The organism is Chryseobacterium formosense (assembly GCF_900116415.1).
GTDB classification, from domain to species: Bacteria; Bacteroidota; Bacteroidia; order Flavobacteriales; family Weeksellaceae; genus Chryseobacterium; species Chryseobacterium formosense.
Window position 1 is genome coordinate 358,620 of record NZ_FPAP01000002.1, and the last position, 18,685, is coordinate 377,304.

The 18,685-nt window shown below is 33.7% G+C and carries 19 protein-coding genes; 4 read left to right on the forward strand and 15 right to left on the reverse strand.

From position 1 onward, the window contains the following. The first annotated feature begins 13 nt into the window (after positions 1-13). Complete coding sequence (locus BM371_RS07840) at positions 14-943, forward strand: hypothetical protein (protein WP_034677911.1); 930 nt, start codon at positions 14-16, stop codon at positions 941-943. A gap of 91 nt (positions 944-1,034) precedes the next feature. Further along, positions 1,035-1,598 (forward strand): aminoacyl-tRNA hydrolase, encoded by a 564-nt coding sequence (gene pth, locus BM371_RS07845; RefSeq protein ID WP_034677912.1) that lies wholly within the window; start codon positions 1,035-1,037, stop codon positions 1,596-1,598. A 61-nt stretch (positions 1,599-1,659) separates the two neighbouring features. Here the strand turns inward: pth and BM371_RS07850 are convergent, their stop codons facing one another. The 10 genes from BM371_RS07850 to BM371_RS07895 form a co-directional block, all read right to left on the reverse strand. Beyond that, positions 1,660-2,295, reverse strand: coding sequence for a carbonic anhydrase family protein (locus tag BM371_RS07850; RefSeq protein ID WP_034677913.1), 636 nt, complete (start codon positions 2,293-2,295; stop codon positions 1,660-1,662). Positions 2,296-2,353: 58 nt separating this feature from the next. Continuing rightward, on the reverse strand, positions 2,354-3,949 hold the full coding sequence (locus BM371_RS07855; protein WP_034677914.1) for a SulP family inorganic anion transporter: 1,596 nt from the start codon (positions 3,947-3,949) through the stop codon (positions 2,354-2,356). Between the two features lie 145 nt (positions 3,950-4,094). Beyond that, positions 4,095-4,394 (reverse strand): hypothetical protein, encoded by a 300-nt coding sequence (locus BM371_RS07860; protein WP_034677915.1) that lies wholly within the window; start codon positions 4,392-4,394, stop codon positions 4,095-4,097. Positions 4,395-4,417: 23 nt separating this feature from the next. Continuing rightward, on the reverse strand, positions 4,418-5,086 hold the full coding sequence (locus BM371_RS07865) for a carbonic anhydrase (protein ID WP_034677916.1): 669 nt from the start codon (positions 5,084-5,086) through the stop codon (positions 4,418-4,420). A gap of 156 nt (positions 5,087-5,242) precedes the next feature. Then, on the reverse strand, positions 5,243-5,794 hold the full coding sequence (locus BM371_RS07870) for a serine acetyltransferase (RefSeq protein ID WP_034678287.1): 552 nt from the start codon (positions 5,792-5,794) through the stop codon (positions 5,243-5,245). A gap of 10 nt (positions 5,795-5,804) precedes the next feature. Then, positions 5,805-6,956, reverse strand: coding sequence for a glycosyltransferase (locus BM371_RS07875; RefSeq protein ID WP_034677917.1), 1,152 nt, complete (start codon positions 6,954-6,956; stop codon positions 5,805-5,807). Between the two features lie 83 nt (positions 6,957-7,039). Then, positions 7,040-7,933 carry a glycosyltransferase family 2 protein gene (locus BM371_RS07880; RefSeq protein WP_034677918.1) on the reverse strand — a complete coding sequence of 298 codons (894 nt, stop codon included), beginning with the start codon at positions 7,931-7,933 and terminating at the stop codon, positions 7,040-7,042. Then, positions 7,933-9,087, reverse strand: a complete 1,155-nt coding sequence (locus BM371_RS07885) for a glycosyltransferase (RefSeq protein WP_034677919.1) — start codon at positions 9,085-9,087, stop codon at positions 7,933-7,935. Before BM371_RS07885 ends, BM371_RS07880 begins: the two co-directional genes overlap by 1 nt. Positions 9,088-9,289: 202 nt before the next feature. Continuing rightward, positions 9,290-10,093, reverse strand: coding sequence for a glycosyltransferase family 2 protein (locus tag BM371_RS07890; protein WP_034677920.1), 804 nt, complete (start codon positions 10,091-10,093; stop codon positions 9,290-9,292). A gap of 11 nt (positions 10,094-10,104) precedes the next feature. Further along, a complete protein-coding gene (locus BM371_RS07895; RefSeq protein WP_051882884.1) occupies positions 10,105-10,674 on the reverse strand; it encodes an acyltransferase in 570 nt (189 codons plus the stop codon). Between the two features lie 70 nt (positions 10,675-10,744). Between BM371_RS07895 and BM371_RS07900 the strand changes: the two genes are divergently transcribed. After that, positions 10,745-11,752, forward strand: a complete 1,008-nt coding sequence (locus BM371_RS07900; protein ID WP_034678289.1) for a glycosyltransferase — start codon at positions 10,745-10,747, stop codon at positions 11,750-11,752. A 2-nt stretch (positions 11,753-11,754) separates the two neighbouring features. On the opposite strand, the gene BM371_RS07905 is transcribed toward BM371_RS07900, so the two are convergent. Then, complete coding sequence (locus BM371_RS07905; RefSeq protein WP_034677922.1) at positions 11,755-12,771, reverse strand: glycosyltransferase family A protein; 1,017 nt, start codon at positions 12,769-12,771, stop codon at positions 11,755-11,757. Positions 12,772-12,899: 128 nt separating this feature from the next. Here BM371_RS07905 and asnB point away from each other — a divergent pair, with 128 nt between their 5' ends. Beyond that, positions 12,900-14,720, forward strand: a complete 1,821-nt coding sequence (gene asnB, locus BM371_RS07910; RefSeq protein WP_034677923.1) for an asparagine synthase (glutamine-hydrolyzing) — start codon at positions 12,900-12,902, stop codon at positions 14,718-14,720. 5 nt (positions 14,721-14,725) lie between these two features. Here the strand turns inward: asnB and BM371_RS07915 are convergent, their stop codons facing one another. From BM371_RS07915 to BM371_RS07930, 4 genes are all read right to left on the reverse strand, one after another. After that, positions 14,726-15,406, reverse strand: a complete 681-nt coding sequence (locus tag BM371_RS07915) for an NAD-dependent epimerase/dehydratase family protein (protein ID WP_034677924.1) — start codon at positions 15,404-15,406, stop codon at positions 14,726-14,728. Continuing rightward, positions 15,403-16,389 (reverse strand): hypothetical protein, encoded by a 987-nt coding sequence (locus BM371_RS07920; RefSeq protein ID WP_131430981.1) that lies wholly within the window; start codon positions 16,387-16,389, stop codon positions 15,403-15,405. Before BM371_RS07920 ends, BM371_RS07915 begins: the two co-directional genes overlap by 4 nt. A 306-nt stretch (positions 16,390-16,695) precedes the next feature. Then, entirely contained in the window at positions 16,696-17,550 is an 855-nt protein-coding gene (locus BM371_RS07925) for a hypothetical protein (protein ID WP_034677928.1), read from the reverse strand. A 3-nt stretch (positions 17,551-17,553) separates the two neighbouring features. Then, the gene (locus tag BM371_RS07930) at positions 17,554-18,612 is read right to left on the reverse strand and encodes an acyltransferase family protein (protein WP_074958643.1); all 1,059 of its coding nucleotides are present in this window, start codon (positions 18,610-18,612) and stop codon (positions 17,554-17,556) included. Positions 18,613-18,685 lie beyond the last annotated feature (73 nt).

Consider the following 18,685-nt stretch of genomic DNA (forward strand, 5'->3'; position numbering starts at 1 on the left):
TCCCCCTTTAGAAATGAAACGATTTTTCTATTTTATTTTAATCATCGCAGGGTTTTCTTCAGTGAACTCTTGTAAAGATATGACCAATGAAGAAGGAGATCCGCTTTTGGATCTTAATGACAATACAGGTTTAATTGGTCCGAGAGCTCTTTCAAGAGAGATTACCGACTTCGGAACAATTGCTGAGTACCAGTACAGCGGTCTGCTTCTTACGAAAGTTCTTACAGAAAAAGGTTCTGTAACCAATGTAGAATGGAGTGGTGATAAAATCAGTAAAATAACATTTAACGGTTTTCTTGATCTTGATAATGACGGTGTATTAGATACAGACAGTATTTCTTATACTCAACAATATACTTACGGAAATTTAGGAAGACTTACATTAATCTCTGAGAACAGATCTGTTTACAGAAGATTAGCACCTGTTCCTCCTGCAACAGTAGGACCTTATGCTCTTTACGAAAAGACAAAAGCAATATATAATCTTACGTACAGTGCTACAACTGCAAAATTAGCATCAATTGTAATGAAAAGAGGGAAAGATATTGTACCTTTTGAATACACAGATTATACAAAAGCTGCTTATTCTTACTTAGGAGATAATGTTTCTACAGTTTCAAAAGAAGTGGGTAAACTGATTACAAACGGAACAGTATTTGAGCCAGCTGTAGAAAAATATGATTTCGGATTTACAAACTACGATTCTCAGATCAACGGTTATACACTTTTACCGTTTGAATACAAGGTTTCAGTGCTTATCTCAACCAATATCAATGATGACAGAAGCTTGATGTTGTCACCAAACAGCCCAAGAAGAGTTTCTGTTACTGATATGACAGACCCGGTTCCTACACCAATCGTAATCTCTACGAATTATAAATATGATCCGCAGACATATATGATTCAGGGATTCGGAGTGAATTACTTCTACAAACCATTATAATTAAAAATTAGTTTTTTAAAATATTTTAAAACTCAATCCTTATCGGGTTGAGTTTTTTATTTCAGAACCCTTAATTTTGCAAAAATTTCTCATGAAATATTTAATTGTAGGTCTTGGAAACAAAGGTCCGGAATATGAAAATACACGTCACAATATAGGTTTTAAAGTCGCTGAAAAAATTGCAGAAACTTTAGAATCATCATTCAATACAACAAATTTCGGCTGGATGGCTGAAGGGAAATATAAAGGAAGAAAAGTATTGGTTCTGAAGCCTGATACGTATATGAATCTTTCTGGAAATGCCGTAAAATACTGGATGCAGAAAGAAAATATTCCTTTAGAAAATGTAATGATCGTTACGGATGATCTTGCATTGCCGTTCGGAACTTTAAGGATGAAAATGAAAGGTTCTGATGCCGGCCACAATGGTCTTAAAAATATTCAAGAGGTTTTGCAGACCCAGAATTATGCAAGACTGCGTTTTGGGATCTCTGCCGAATTTTCTGAAGGAAAACAAGTAGATTACGTCTTAGGAACCTGGAATGAAGAAGAAACTGAAAAGCTGCCTGAAAGAATCGAGAAATTTTCGAAAGCCTGTTTGTCCTTTGTTTTTGCAGGGATTAACAATACGATGTCTGCTTTTAACGGTAAATAAAAATAAGTTGGGGCGGAAGCTTTGCTTCCGCCCCAACTGTTATGAAAGATAAATGTTTGTTTTATAGCCAGGTTACAACGCCGGTTTCAACGTCATAGTTTGCTCCGACAATCTTGATCTTACCTTCTTCTTCAAGTCTTTTCAAAGTAGAGCTTTGCTTACGGATATCGTCAATTGCATTTTTTACATTGTGCTGATTCAGTCTTTCAAGAAGATCTGCATTTGCAGAAGTACGCTCTTCTCCATCTTTTATAATGGTTTTAATGATGGGGTCAAAATGATCAATTAAATGGTTCAAGTTATCCATACCCATTCCTTCGATTTTGGCCGCATCTAATCCGCCTTTTAAAGCTCCGCATTTTGTGTGACCTAAAACAACAACCAATTTAGAACCGGCTACGTTACAGCCAAATTCCATTGATCCTAAAATATCCTGATTTACAAAGTTTCCTGCAATTCTGATACTGAAAACATCTCCCAATCCCTGATCAAAAATAAGTTCTGCAGAAGTACGGCTGTCGATACAGCTTAAAACTACTGCAAATGGCCACTGACCTTCACGGGTAGCATTTACCTGCTCCAAAAGATCTCTGTTTGCCTTCAAATTATTTACAAATCTCTGATTTCCTTCTTTTAAAAAGTCTAATGCTTTTTCCGGTGTAATCGTCGACTGGGTTTCTGATGTATGTGCTTTCATATGAATTTATTATTTTGAATTATTATTTAAAATTAAAGTTATAAAAAATTATTTGAGCTTACATTGCTCTTTTATGGGTAATGACGATGTGAGAGTCTTCATCGGTTTCGTAATCTTTATACGAAGTTTTGAAGCCTAATAGTTCCACATTAATATCTTCTTCTTTCGCCCGGATGTTGGCAAAATCCTGAATCATTTCCAGTACATCTGTTGCGATATATGATGTTCCTCTCGCATCAATCGTTACCGTAGAGTTAGATTTAATGTTTTTCAATGTCTTTTTAATGGCTGCTTTGTTAAGGAAAGATACTTCTTCAGCCAATTTTATCGTAATTCCGTCTGCATCGCTCAGTTTTTCACGGCTTAAATAATAAGCACGCTTCATATTTCCCTGTAAGATATAGAACACTGATATTGCTAAACCAATTCCTACTCCTTTCAGCAAATCGGTTGCTACAATTGCAACAACGGTAGCCACAAACGGAATGAACTGGAATTTCCCCAAATGCCAGAAATGCTTGAATGTTGCCGGTTTTGCCAGTTTATATCCTACCAAAAGTAAAACCGCTGCAAGGGTTGCCAAAGGAATTAAATTCAGAATCACAGGAATTGTCAACACACAAATCAACAATAGAAATCCATGAATCATCGCTGAAATCTTTGAAGTCGCTCCCGCATTTGCATTAGCAGAACTTCTTACTACAACTGATGTCATTGGTAATCCGCCGATAAATGAGCTTACAAGATTCCCGATTCCCTGAGCTTTTAATTCTAAATTGGTATCGGTAATTCTTCTCTGGACATCCAGTCGATCTGAAGCTTCAATACAAAGTAATGTTTCAATGGATGCGACAATGGCAATCGTTGCACCCGCAATCCAGACTTTCACATTGGTAAAACCATTAAAATCGGGTAGGGTAACAAGATTTTTAAAATCGTCAAGACTTTGCGGAACCGGTAAGGAAACCAAATGCTCTTTACCGATTGCTAATGAACTTCCTGATAATTTGAATAATTCATTCAGTAAAATTCCGACAACAACGGCCACTAAAGCTCCGGGAAGCATTTTCATTCTTTTTAGGAATAAAACTTTATCCCAGGCTAAAAGTAAAGCAATTGACACAACGGTTACAATTATTGCTCCCGGATGAATCGCTCCAAAAAGTTCTGAAAAATAATTAAAATTTAAACCGTTATCAAAAATAGATTCATGGCCTTCATAATCTTTGTCAAAACCTAAAGCATGCGGAATTTGTTTTAAAATAATAATGATTCCGATTGCCGCAAGCATTCCTTCAATCACATTATTTGGAAAATAATTGGAAATGCTTCCTGCTCTTATAAAGCCTAAAATCAGCTGGATAACACCAGCAATAATACCTGCGCAAAGAAACAGCTCAAAAGCCCCCAAATCGGTAATTGCTGTTAAAACAATGGCCGTAAGACCTGCAGCAGGTCCCGAAACCGAAATATTTGAGTTACTGATTGAGCCGATAACCAAACCACCTACAATACCTGCGATAATGCCGGATAACGGTGGTGCACCGGATGCTAAAGCAATTCCTAAACATAAAGGAAGAGCTACTAAAAATACAACGAGGCCTGAAGGGAAATTCTCCTTGATTCCTTCAAATAATGAATTTGTTTTTTTCATGACAGCGAAAAATACTTAGTGTAACCGATTGACCTTAATTAAAATATTAATTAAAATCACCAGTAATAAAATTGGAAATTAATTTAAAAAGACATCTATTCAACATCAGAATCTGATATGAATATTTATTTTGGTCTGTGAAAAATTAAGCTTCCGGAGGTGGAGAAAATATGGTGAGAAATGGCGAAAGATGACCAGAGTCATCAATCAATACAAAGGATCTGCGCTCGAGATCTGGTTCGAAAAACTTCAGAAAATCATGTACGTTCAGAGTTTTGGGTAAAGTCTTCTCGTAAACGGTAAATGATGAATAATGAGAGTGTGTTTCTTCTTCGTTCAGAATTACATTAGTTCTCTGTAATTTCCATCCACAAATCGCAGCGATGCTTGGCAAAGCTGTAAAGTTGATGATAAACAGTAATGTAATGATACTCCAGAATTTCATTTCACTCAAATTTTTTAGAAAGATTATTTCGTCTTTCTGCTCATAACCCAATCTGAACTTGTAAGATTATAGATCTTTTGAATGTCTTTTAGGATCTCTTCAAAGTCGATCTCCAGATCAATAATTTTACCCGTTCTAAGGTCGAAAACCCAGCCGTGAACAATAGGATATTCTTCTAAGATATACCGTTCCTGTACACAAGCCATTTTAATAACGTTGATGCACTGCTCCTGAACATTCAGTTCCACAAGCCTGTCATAACGTTTGCTTTCATCATCGATAGAATCTAATTCAGCCTGATGCAGTCTGTACACATCACGAATGTTTCTCAGCCACGGATTTAAAAGTCCTAAATCCTGAGACGTCATCGCTGCTTTCACACCACCGCAGTTGTAATGTCCGCAAACGATAATGTGTTTCACTTTCAGATGCTCTACTGCGTATTGTATCACCGCAGTGGAACTCATATCCAAAGTGTTGACAACATTGGCAATGTTTCTGTGAACAAAAACTTCACCCGGTTTGGCTCCCATCAGTTCTTCTGCCGTGGCCCTGCTGTCTGAACATCCTATGTAAAGATACTCAGGATGCTGAGTTTTGGCAAGATCCTCAAAGAAATGCGGATTGTCTGCTAATTTAGATTCTACCCATTTTCTGTTGTTTTCGAAAATAACTTCGTACGAATTCTTCATTAATTAAATTTTAAAGATTATAATTATTTATTTCGTTTAAATTATTTTCAAATTCAATAGACTGAATCAATAATTATACAAAAATATTAATTTTACTGAATTATCAAGCATTTTTAACAAAGTTTAATAAAGATAAAGATATGATAAAATTCAGCTTTAAATCTTATTATTTATATAACCATCTGTGGCATTTTCGTTAGGGAATATGTTTGCAGGATTTCCGGCTACAATCGAATTTTCAGGAACATCAAAATTGACGTATGCATTCGGAGCGACTAGAACGTTGTTTCCGATAGTTATTTTTCCTACAATTACGGCGTTCGGACCTATCCAGACCTCATCTCCGATTACCGGATAGCCTACATTTTTCCCGCGGTTTTGTTGTCCTATTGTAACTCCCTGAGCAATATTGCAGTTTTTACCAATTTTTGCTTTGGGATTAATCACTAAACTCCCCCAATGTCCGAGATAAAAACCTTCCCCGATTTCTGTTTCAGGGTAAATCTGAAAGCCGTATTTGATCTGGAAATGTCTCAAAACAATTCTCCAATACAAGCCTAAAAATGGCGTCTTATTATATTTTTGGGTTTTTCTGAAAATATAAATAAAATGAAGATTCGGATTAAGGCATTTCTTCCAAATCTGAAATGTTGAAAGCCATTTTCCGCTTTCCCGATAAAAATCTTTCTGAATAATTGTATAACTCATTTCACTGCTTTTAAAGGTTATCAATAATTTCCTGAAGATGTGCGACAGATTTCTGCAGCACGAAAGGAAGTTCAGCTGAAGCTATTTCTTTTCTGTAGTGATCTGCAAGTTCTTGATTGTTCAAAATCTTTTTCATGCCTTCGTAAATTCCGGTTTCAGAGTTTGGCGTGATAATTCCCAGCTTTCCATCCTGGAGAAGATCTTTTATTCCTGAAACATCGGTAGATACAATAGGTTTGTTTAAAATTAAAGCTTCAGCAATTATTGTTGGAAAGCCCTCATGTCTTGAAGACATGATATAAAAATCTGCTTTTTTAAGATAAGGGTAGGGGTTATCTCTGAAACCGAGCATTTTAACGGTTTCTGTGATACTCAGATCATTCAGCTTTGTTCTGATGTTTTCAAAATCAAAACCGTCACCAATAATAATGATCTGATGTTTTAATCCTTCATCTATCAGTTTTTTATGTACATCCAGAAGCCTGTCGTAACCTTTTTGGGGGTAAACTGTTCCGATCGTAATAAAAGTTGGAGTAGTGTCGGAAAAAGGATAATCGTTAATTATTGTATTCGCTTTCTTTAAGGTATCATCCTTATCTATTGGATTAAAAATTTTAATAACTGCTTGTTTCTCCTTTTCACTTTGAGCAACTTTCTGCATTTCCTCTTTCAGTTTATTGGAAATGACCAATATTTTATCAAATTTGAAAAACTGCCTGATTGCATCCGGAGTATATTCCTTTAGATTAAAGATATCGTTCTGTATCCAAATGATCTTTTTTGAATCTTTTTGCGGGCTGGAAAGAAGCTCTTTATACATTCCGTGAATAGCAGCTATTTCCACATCATATTTTTTATTTTTCAGCACAAATCGATAAAGAAGCCACGGAAACCACAAAAACATTTTCTGATAAAGTACCCTGAATGCTTTCACCGGAATTTCATTAGGTTTGTTTGTGGTGATCATTTCCCCTTTAAGCAGGTAATGTAGATTGACCCATGACGGAACTTCCTTGATGTACATACCTGTGTATAGATTAATCAGTAGGTCTATTTCGTATTTGTTTTCGGGGAGATTTTTGAGAAAGTTAATCAGAACTTTTTCTGCACCACCGTGACGAAGAGAACCAATACGGATGAGGATTTTCTTTTTTTGTGACATTAATTTAAAATTTATACTCTTTTAATTAATTTATCTTTAATAGGCGGCAGATTAATGTTCTGAAAATAAAAAAATATTTTTCATTAAATTAATTTTGACACAGGATAGAGCAGAGTAGCTAATACTTTTACAGGAAAAGATTTGAGTTCAGAAATTGTTTTTTTGAAACCTCTTTGATCAGTTGCCGAAAACTTTAAATATCCTCCAAGATTTCTAAAGATGGGTACAGGATGAGCCCACAATTTTGAACTATAGGTATTCAAAAAAGCTTTGTAATTTTCTGCAAGTCCAAATGCATTTTTTTTATCATAAAACTGGTTGGCGAGAGATTGCTCGTCGTTTTCATCTCTGTAATAGATACGGCTTATTTTATTGATACAATAATGAAATCCCAGAGTGTCAAACTGAAATTGAAAAACGCCTTCAGGGATAAAACCTTTACCGCTAAGTTTTTCAAGATTAAGTTCCATTTTTTTATAAATTTCAACCTTTCCCATTCCCCATTTATCTCCCTTTACATTGTATTTGTAACGCATATCAAATATACTGCAAATAAGAGGTTCTTCAGGGAATTTATCCCCAACAATTTTTCCATTTTGATCCTGACAAAGAGAAGAGACAAAAACAATATTTTGTTTATCATTGATTTCTTTCCATTTTTCTACAAGCACTTCTAAGGCATCATCTAATAATGCATCGTCTGAATCGAGAGGTGAAAAATAGGTTCCTTCAGAAAGTTCAATTCCTCTGAAAAATGTTATAAACTTGTGCTGGTTTTCCTGATGATAATACCGGATTCGGAAATCTGCCTTTTCCTGAAATTGTTTTACCAATAGATTGGTGTCATCTGTAGACCCATCATCTATAATAAGCCATTCAAAATCCTTGAAAGTCTGTCTCTGTAAAGAGTCGAAAACCCGAGGCAGCGTATGAGCACGGTTATAAGTAGGGGTGAGGATTGTAACTAAAGGCTTCATTATTGTTTCAGCTTGTATTGTTTTTCGAAAACGGATGTTACTTGCCGGTAGATTTGATCGTTATCAAATTTTGATACAGAAACTGTAGCGTTGCGTTTTATTTTCTCAACAAGTTCATTATCGGTCAGAAAAAGTTTCATCCCTTGATATATGGATTCTTCGGTCGGTTCTACAAGTAAACCATCATAGTTGTGTTCAATCATCTCAGGTATACCGCCCACATTTGTGCTGATTGTTGGGATCTCAAGACCCATAACCTCTCCGATGGTTAACGGATAAGATTCAGATTCAGAAGGAAATATAAAATAGTCTGAATTTTTTATATAGGGATAAGGGTTAATTTGCGAATCCAAAAGAAGGTAAGATTTTTCTACACCAAGATCTTTTGCTTGATTTTTCAGATTTTCCATTTCTGTACCACCGCCAATTACTGCAATAGAATGATTATATCCTTCATCTAAAAGTCTTTTGTGAACTTTCATAAGGGTATGATAGTTTTTCCGAACATGCAACCTTCCCATCGAAGAAAAAACCGGTCTTTGATTGTAAGATACAGGAAACTCTAAAGATTTTTTTCTTGCTTCTTCAATTTTTATAGCATTGTAAATGACAGAACTGTTTGGATATTCTATATTGTATAATTCTTTGATGATGTCTCTTGTCTGCCGGGATCCGAAAATTACCCAATCGAATTTTTTAAGACTGGTAATCCGATGCATGACGCGTTTCTGATCGGGGTCATAAGAGACATCGGTGTGAAACCAAGCTACTTTTCTTGCTTTCATCGGGCTATTCAAAACAGAATCAAAATCGGTATATCCTGATGCAACTTCTATGTCAAAATCTGTTTTGATATATTTATTATAAAGTGCCTTAGGATTTTTTCTGTAATACCACAATATAATGGCTCTTTTTACCAATTGAAAGAATCTGATCGGCTTTTTGGCACTCATGTCTTCTCTGCCTTTCTGAACACTGGTCACTTTAATGTGAGGGGGGATTTCATTCCTGAGCTCACCCTGAAAAGTATTGAGAAGCAACGTAATATCGAATAATTCTTGTGGTAAATTTTGAAAAAGATCCAGAATTACTCGCTCTACACCTCCCATTTCCATGGAACGGTGATAGAATAGAACTTTTATTTTTTGGGACATTTGTGTATTTTAAAATTAATCTTTAAAAGACAAATATAAGTATTGTTAATCTTTTTCTTTTGTGTTTTACAAAAAGATATTCTTTATAACTAATAAATTTCGATATCTTCAAGAACATACTTGTAGCGATGAAGTAATCTTAAGTAATATAAATATTCTAATCTACAGACTGGTCTATATATTTTCTGTTATTGGCTTTTAGTTATGAAAATTTTCTAAGAATTTTAGTTAAAAAGTTATTCTGTTTTTCTTTAAGAAAATTGGGTAGATTGTCAATATCTTTTATTTTTCTATGAAAAATCTTTTCAAGATTTCTTCTTTTGGCAGCATCTAAAATGACTTGATGCCAATTGTTATTTAGTTTCTCTTTCTTTGAAGATTCCTGAGATACGCCTTTATCATGCAATCGATAATAATAAAGAGGAGTGTTAATGAACGTTATGTGTCCGACTTCATAGAGCTTTAAGTACAAATCCTGATCAACAGCAGAAGTGAGCTCGGTATTAATACCTTCAGTTTTGTTATAGGCAGCTTTTTTAAATGTAAAAAAGTGGTTTACCTCCAGAAAAATATTAAAAAAAGATTTTCTACCATTTTTTACGGCACGTGAATGTTGAAATATACGGAGAGGCTTTAACTCATTATTGCATAAATAAAATTTCGAATAGGTTGCAATATTGTCTTTATGGTGATTTTCTATGCTGAGTTGAAGCGCATTTTCAGCAAGTGCATCATCAGGATCTAAAAATCCACAAATTTCTCCGGAAGCTAGTTCTATACAACGTCTTTTAGTAAAACCAACCCCTCTATTATTTTCATTTTGAAAAAGCTTTACTTTATCATCGTCTTTCGTAAGCTGCATGACTTTTTCGTAAGAACCATCCGTAGAGCAATCGTCAACGATAATAATTTCAAAATTATGATAGCTCTGATTGAGAATGCTTTTATAGCACTCTTTAAAGTATTCGTAATGATTGTAATGGGCTATGAGAATTGAAAAGAGCATTCTGTGATATATTAGTTGTTTAGAGAAATGTTTTTTTGATCTTGTTTATTGATGATGATGGAATTGCTGGGCACATCTTTATGAATCACACATCCTGCTCCTAAAATAACATTGTCACCTATGGTTACATCTTTTAAAATGATAACATTGGTGCCTGTCCACACGTTGTTTCCTATTTTTACCTTTCCGATATTGAAATCTGTTTTCGAAACCGAAAAGGGCTCTTTTGTATATTGATGATTATGGTCGAAAATTTTCATGCCCTCACCTAAAATACAGTTTTCCCCGATTTCAATTTCTCCAAGACATGAAATTGTAGCTCGGGTAATGTAGGTTCCATCACCGATGGAAAATTTAGCATTATTTTTAACAGTAATAAAATTAGAATGATTGATCGTTACATTCTTTCCGAACCGGAATTCTGCGTCATCGGAAATATCTAAAAAATTATTCGAACCCAGTTTGAAGGAAGAATCTACGATGCTTTTATCAGTAAAAAAAAGCTCGCGATTTTGGGCATCAATGCAACTATTTGCGAAATTTCTTAATTTTATGAAAAATCGACCTAAAACCTTTCTCATCCAAATTGTTTTTTCAAAAGTATTAAATATTCTTTATAGTTTTGCAATAATTAAAAGCAAAAACAACTTGATGATACCCAATCAACCATTAGTCAGTATTAATATTCCTGTTTTTAAATGTGAGAAATACATTCTTCGATGTCTTGAATCTGTTAAAAATCAAATCTATAAAAACCTCGAAATTATTCTGGTAAATGATTGTACTCCTGATAACAGTATGGCTTTCATCAACAAATTTGTACAGGAAAATCCCAATCTGAATATTAAAATTCATGAGCATCAAAAAAACTCTGGACTTTCTGTGGTGCGAAATACCGGGATCAAAGCATCTGCAGGAGAATATATTTATTTTCTAGATAGCGATGATGAGATCACAGAAGACTGCATTGCGCTGCTTGTTGATAATGCTTTGAAAACTGATGCACAAATCACGATTTCGCAAAACCGATGGATCAATACTTTTGATAATACAACGAAAGATTTCGGTTTTCCTACGACGGCAGATAAAAAATATTATAATAACAGACTTGAGATTTTTTCTGTTTACAGTAATGGCGGTTTTCCTTCATCATCCTGGAACAAATTAATCAAACGAGACTTTATTGTTGATCATGAAATTTATTTTGTACCGGGATTATTTGCACAAGATGAGTTGTGGTTTTTTGATCTTCTTCTGAAAACAGATACTTTATCAATCATTGATAACATTACTTATCTTTATTATCTGCACGGCGAATCTGTAATTTTTAACAGAACGAAGAAGAATTTCGAAAACTTCTTAACCATTTTGGAATATTTTACCAAAGCTTATGATAAGGAACAAAATGTAGCGTTGAAAAAAATGATTAAAAAGAAGATTATTCTGTTCAAAGAAATGGTTCTCATCATGCAGTGGAAAGCACTGAAAGATAAAGATTATTTAGGCGTAAATATTTCAAGAATGCAGAAACTTACAAAATTGACAATAGCAGATTACTTCGATTCTGATTTTAATGCTGACATCAAAAAGAAAAATTTCTTTCAAAACATTCCTGCAGATCTTTCTGCAAAATTATTTGTCTGGAGGTTTGAACGATAATTTTAGTTTTTAAATTTATAAAAAGCAGAGATCAGAGAAAAGCTGGAAAGCAGGATTGAATTGTACATTTTTGTAACACCTGAAAACTGAGATAGAACATTTTCTTTATCAAGCTCAGAATAGGATTGAAGCAGTCTTTGCTTCTGAAATGATTGTTGCTCCGCAGTCATGCTTTTAAAAAAATAATGATATGTCTTAAGACCGTTTACAAAGTTCCGGTATGCAGTAAGCTCAAAGATAGATTTTCTTTCTTCGTAAATCTTTTTCTCTATAAAAATGTTTCTCAATAAAACATCGGTTCTTACAATATCTATTTTTTTTACAGATGGCATTTTAGCAGAAGAATCCGGGTGTATGTAATGCGTATATACAGCATCACAACTGCCGATAAACTTTGCGTTTTCGAAAATCATTCTTTCTACTATTTCATCTGCATTTAGAAGAGGTTCTGTAAACCTGAATGAATGAGATTTGAAAACTTCCTTGCGGTATAATCCTCTGATGTGAATATCATATTTGCCAACCGTTTTTTTTATTGCTTCTTCACCAGAGATTTTTCTAGAAATAAATTGAGTGTGATTCTCAAAACGAATGTCGAGATTAATCATATATTTCAGTTCCCCGGATGTAAATCTTGTGTCGACAATCGGAGTAACAATATCTAAATCGGGCGATTGGGAGAAAGTATTAAAACATTTTTCAATAGTATCCAGTTCAATGAGATCATCATGATCAAACAAGAAAATAAACTCTCCGGATGCCCTATCTTGCCCATAGGCTTTAGAATATTGTGCATACTTTTGATTTTCTTTTGTATAGACTTTTACCCTGGAATCCTGCTTTTCAAAATAAAGCAGCTCTTCTAAAGTAGAATCTAAAGAACCATCATTTACACAGATGAATTCTATGTTCGAATAAGTCTGATTCAAAAGGCAATTCATGGAAGATTTTACAAAATCACCCAGTTGTACTGAATTGTAATAGGTTGTAATGACCGATATTAAAGGATAGTCTTGCATAATTTGCAAATATCTGAAAAATATTTTTCAGATATTATTGATTAAACGACAAATTATTAACGTCTTAGCATAGAATTACGAATAGATTTTCATAAAATAATGTTAGATTTGTTTCTTAATATAAATACATGTGTGGCATTGCAGGAATTGTAAAAAAAAATATTCTTGAGGAAGATTTCTACAAAGAAACTCTTAAAAATATGACCAGTTCTATTATTCATCGGGGACCCGATGATGAAGGACACGAATATTTTAATAACTGCTTTTTAGGCTTCAGAAGACTGGCAATTGTAGATTTGTCAGAAGATGGGCATCAACCGATGTATTCCGATACTAAAAATGAATGTATTGTTTTTAACGGTGAGATTTATGGTTACCGCGAATTAAAAAAGGATTTAAAAGATTATCCTTTTCAGAGCAATACCGACACGGAAGTTATATTATCCCTTTTTAAAAAATATCAAACCAGACTGCCGGAATATCTCAACGGAATGTTTGCATTTGCAATTTGGGACGAAGATCAGCAGCAGTTGTTTTGTGCAAGAGACCGTTTTGGTGAAAAGCCTTTCTATTATGCTATCGGTAAGAATGGTGAGTTTATTTTTGCTTCTGAGATCAAAGCGATCTTAGCAACAGGTCTTGTTGATGAAGAATTGAATGATGAGGCGATTTATCATTTTCTAAGACATATGTATGTTGGAAGTCAACAGAGTATTTATAAAAATATTAATGTTTTACCACCTGCTCATCAGCTGATTTACAAAAATGGCAAAATTGAAATCTCTCAATACTGGAATTTCCCTCAGAATAAATTACAAATATCCGAAGAGGAAGCTGTATCTGAATTTAAAAATTTAGTTGAAAAATCTGTTAAAAAACAATTGGTTGCAGATGTGAAAGTGGGTGCTTTTCTCAGTGGCGGACTAGATTCAGGAACATTAGTTGCACTTTCTTCGCAGAAAAATGAAAATTTAACGACATTGGGATTTCGGTATGAAGGAGATTTGGATGAGATGCCCGATGCAAGAAGTATTGCTGAAAAATATAAAACTGACCATAAAGAAGTAGCGTTGGAAACCTCAGAAATTTCTAAAACTCTCGTTGAAGTTTTGAAAAAAATGGATGAACCGCTTGCAGATACAGCCATCCTTGCAACATACACCATCTGTAAAGAAGCAGCTAAAAACATGACGGTTGTGATCACAGGAAATGCGGGTGACGAATTGTTTGGCGGTTACAAATGGTATCAGAAAGAGAAAGAAATTCTTGAAAAGGGTAGTGCAAATTTTTCGCTTTTACCTTTTTATAAAGCAGGTTCTGTAATCACCGAAAAGCTGGGATTTGAAAAATCAAGACAATATTTTCTAGATAAGGTTTTCAGAGCCAAGTTTCCGGATATTGTTTCTTATCAGAAAGGGAAAGTCCATAATAATTTTTCTCATGGGGAAACTTCACAGCTGTTAAATTCCATTTCAAAATATGAACATTCTTATGCATTCGATTTAGATAAAAACGACCTGAATACCTGCATGAAGATGGATCTCACCAACATTATTCCAGGAGATTATATGGTGAAAGACGACCGTATTGCCATGATGCACTCTATTGAACTGAGAACCCCATTTTTAGACAAAAATCTGGTGGAATTTTGCTCTGCGCTTCCTGCTGAATATAAGGTGAATGCCAATCAAACCAAAATCATTCTGAGAGAGGCTTTTGGAGACCTGCTTACCTCAAATATTCTGAACAAGAAAAAACAAGGTTTCGGTGCTCCTATTGCAGATTGGCTGAGAATTCCTGAAATGGAAAAACTGACGAAAGATATTTTACAAAATCCGTCTTCTAAAATCTTTACAAAACTGAATTTTGGTGAAGTTCAGAAGCAGCTCAACTACAATTATAAGCATTGGTCGCTATTGGTTCTCGGAATCTGGATGGAGGGGCACTAATTATATTACAGGTAATATTTTTCTAGTATTTTTTTAAGATAGTTTTCCTTATTATTTAGATTATTTTCAATAAAATATTGTTCAATATCCGGAATATTAATGTCATATCCCGAACCGCTTCTAAGGAGATTTATATCTACTTTTTTGCTGTAAAACTGTTCTATGATTTCAAGGATTTCAATAATCGAATAATTTTTGATGTAAGCAACATTTACAACTCTGTTTAATTTCTGGCTATCAATGAGAGCAAAAGTAACATTTTTAATATCATCAACATCGATGAGGTTGCGGGTTGCTTTTGTGTGAACATTTATGGTTTCGTTGTTGTGGACGGCCCGTATAATGTAATTGATCAGTAAATTGGGATTTCCTCCTTTGCCCACTGCATTGCTTACTCTTAAAATAAGAAATTTTGGGCATAGTTTTTTTATGAGCTGCTCCATTTTCAATTTGTGGAGTACATAGTCACTGCCTGTTTTTGAAGAATCATAAATGCTGCAGGTAGAGAAATAAACAAATGTCTTTTCCTTATTTTCTGCAATTGTATTTTTTATCAGATTTTCTTCTCGTAAAAACTCCTCAGCTCTTGTTTCTAATGAATTTGATACTCCGGATGCAAAGAAAACAATATTTTCTCTGTCGTTATTTGTAAATAGTGACGCAATAAGTCCTTTTCCGATAATCATAGTGTTGTAATTGAGAATAGTATTTTTGTGGCATAATTAAATATCATCAAGTATCCATTTGTAAATAGATAATCTATATTTCCTAATTTCAAATGCGGAACAAACAATACTGTTGATACAAAGATAGTTAAAGCTTCATTTCTTGGTGCTATATATTTTGCAATAAAACTGTCTATTTTAAAATGAAACTTTTTTATGTAACCAATTTCTCCACCCAATTCATAAGTATATATAAAGCTGCTGATCAAAGCAAAAAATATGAATCTTTGCCAATCCATAGCAATGAAATAGAGTGGTATTGCACAAAAAAGTTGTAGTAAAAAAGTTGTGGCAAGAAAGGAACTGCTCAAAGAGCCATTGTCTTTCTTGAAAATAAAAACATTTATATTTCTAAAGTCATTGTATCTTACAATCACAAAGATAAGCGAAGCAAAATATTGAAGATATAATATCCCACGAGAGAATCCTAGACTGTACGCAGAAAAGTTGATGAAAATAATATTTTTCGCACTAGAATTAATGTAAAATAGTGGTGTTGGTAAGTCTTTTGTATAACTATTTTCAGGAAGATAGCTTTTAATATTTTCAAAAATAATATCTCCTGCTCCAACAAATCCATGACTAAAAATCACAATTAAAAAAGTAAAAACAGGAATGATGAAAAGGAAGTTCCATACATTTTTCAGAGGTGTTTTTTTTATTGAATACAAGTAAATTAATAAAAACGGAACCGTATAAAAAAATATCATTTCATGCAATAAGATCCCTACAGATAAAACTAAACTTAAAAGCAGCAGCTTAGTGAAGATATTGTTTTTTGCCAGCTTAATTATTTTACAGCAAAGGATAATGAGTAATAAAAGCAAGCTGTCTTTTAGTCTTATTCTGTTATCTAAAAGTAAAAAAAACAAGCCTGAAGGCAGAAGCAGAAAAAAAAGGGAGATGTTTTTTTTAGTAAAATTATAAATAAAATATGCTATCAAAAGAGCATAAGTTATAATACTGAAATATTTCGTGATCGCAAGCAGATTCATACCTGTGATTTCATGTAGCCAGATGAAGATTTCTCCCAATAATCCTCTTCTGATAAAACCTGCGGAATAATTAATCAGTAATTCTGCATCAAAATAATCGAGTTTATTTGGTATGTAAAGCAGATATTGTATTCCCTGAATAAGGTATATTAATATCAGAAGGAAAATAAAAATAAATTTCAAATTAATTTTCATGCGTTTCATGTTTATCTGAGCACAATGATCATGTAAGGCCAGAATCAGAGTGAGGTAAATTTACTTTTTATAAAACTCCTTTATCTTCTTGTGCCCTACATGTAATATTACCTCTTCTCCCAAACCTTCATTACCTTCACAGAGGCACCATTGTTTTGGCAGGATGTATGGGTAAATTCCTGTTTTCCATGCAGTTTTCCACATGACTAAAGAAGATCTCGAAGGATCGTTTTTCATAGTTTCGGCACAGGTTTTATAGAAAATATTGCCTCTTTCATCATTTTTCCAGAGTGTCATTGGGCTTTGGTTGTAAGAATGCCCAAGTCCTAAGCTCTCATCTTCTATTGGTTTTGCATCTTTAGACCAAATCATATCCTGTCTTAATAACTGTCTGTCATTATCAGGAACACAAAATCCAAATTTTCTGGTAAGATAAATCAGTGCTATAATGTCGCTGGAAACCACTTCCATATCAGAATCCAATACACATTTGAAGTCTGCATCTGACTGCGTAAGAGATAGAAATTTAAAGTAGTCTGCAGTTCTGTATCCGTATCTTTCATGCTCAGGATTGATAACAGGAGAATTGGTTTTGATGAGGTTTACACCATCAATTTTCAGATCAAAGTCAGAATACACAGTATATTTTGCATTTGGAAAGTATTCTTTTAAAGTTCTGAGAGATGGGTCTAATCTGGATTCGTTATTTTGAAAATCTGCGCCACCGCCGTTTACTCTTTGTTCTCCAAATTCAGAAAATAAAAATTCTATACTTAGGGAATTGATAAATTCATTATCCGTATCTGAGAATGGAATATTTCTAAAAGGTTTTCTCTTTTTTTTGTTGACGGCAAAAGCATCTCCTTTCAGAATTGCCCACGCACGTCCCAGTCTATACAGCAAAGTTCCAATCATTTTTTATCTAATAGAAAAGTTTATTTTTTTTATTTTTTCACGGAGTGGTTTTTCTATAAACAGATAGCTGAGAGCAGAAAAAAACAACAATGCTGTCACGCCACATAAAAATAGTTTCAGATCTCCAAAAATCCTTAGCCTTTGTAAGGCATATTCTGTAAAACCAAACACAGGTATCTGTAATATATAAATTCCATAACTTATCTCTCCTAAAAATACGAAAATTTTCTTGCTGAAAATTTTTGTGATTATCCCGGTATTTAACGATATGAAAATAATCAATGGTATAAAAATCAAAGCTAATAAGCCATCATGGTAATTCAAATATTCGGGACGGAAAATAAGCGCTAATGGAATAAGGCAAAATAACAATGTAATTATCCAGTCATAATTGCCGGATCTGTTCTTTAAATGCTGTATGAAAAACAGTCCTGCAAGATTCCCTGCAAGAAACTGATTAATATGCATAAGCGGAAAATAGAGAAGAAACCTTTTTGTAACAGATTCATTGATGATTATCCAATTACCATTTATAGCACAAAAAAGAAAGACCTGTGTAAAAAACCAAATCAAAAAAACGGGTATTACCAACTGTTTCAATTTATATTTTTGGTAAAAAAAATTGAACATTAATGGAAATATTGCATAGAATAAAAATTCTACGGATAATGACCATCCTGTAAGATTGACCGTGAAAACTTTTTCCGGAAACCAGGCCTGCAACATTAAAACATTTAAAAGCAAATCGGAAAAAACAAAATCTTCTTTTGCATCAAAAGTCTGCAAAATAAGCATAAGTAGTATTGCAAACAGGTACAGAGGATAGATTCTTGAGAATCTGTTTTTGAGGTAAGAATAAGAATCAATATTTTTTTTGCTCCCATAAGCAATAATCATAACGAATCCGGATAAAATAAAAAAAAAGCTAACCCCAATATTTGCCTGTGTGAGAATTTTGCTGACCAAAGGATGAGAAAAAATATTAAGTGGTCTTCCAAAGTGATAAGCAACAATAGCAATCGCTGCTACAAATCGGGTGAAAGTAAGTTGGTCAATCTTCATTCGGAGATTTTTTGGGAAATAAAGTTTTTCATCAAAGCTCCAGAGTTGTCGTGCTTTTAAATGATTTTAAACA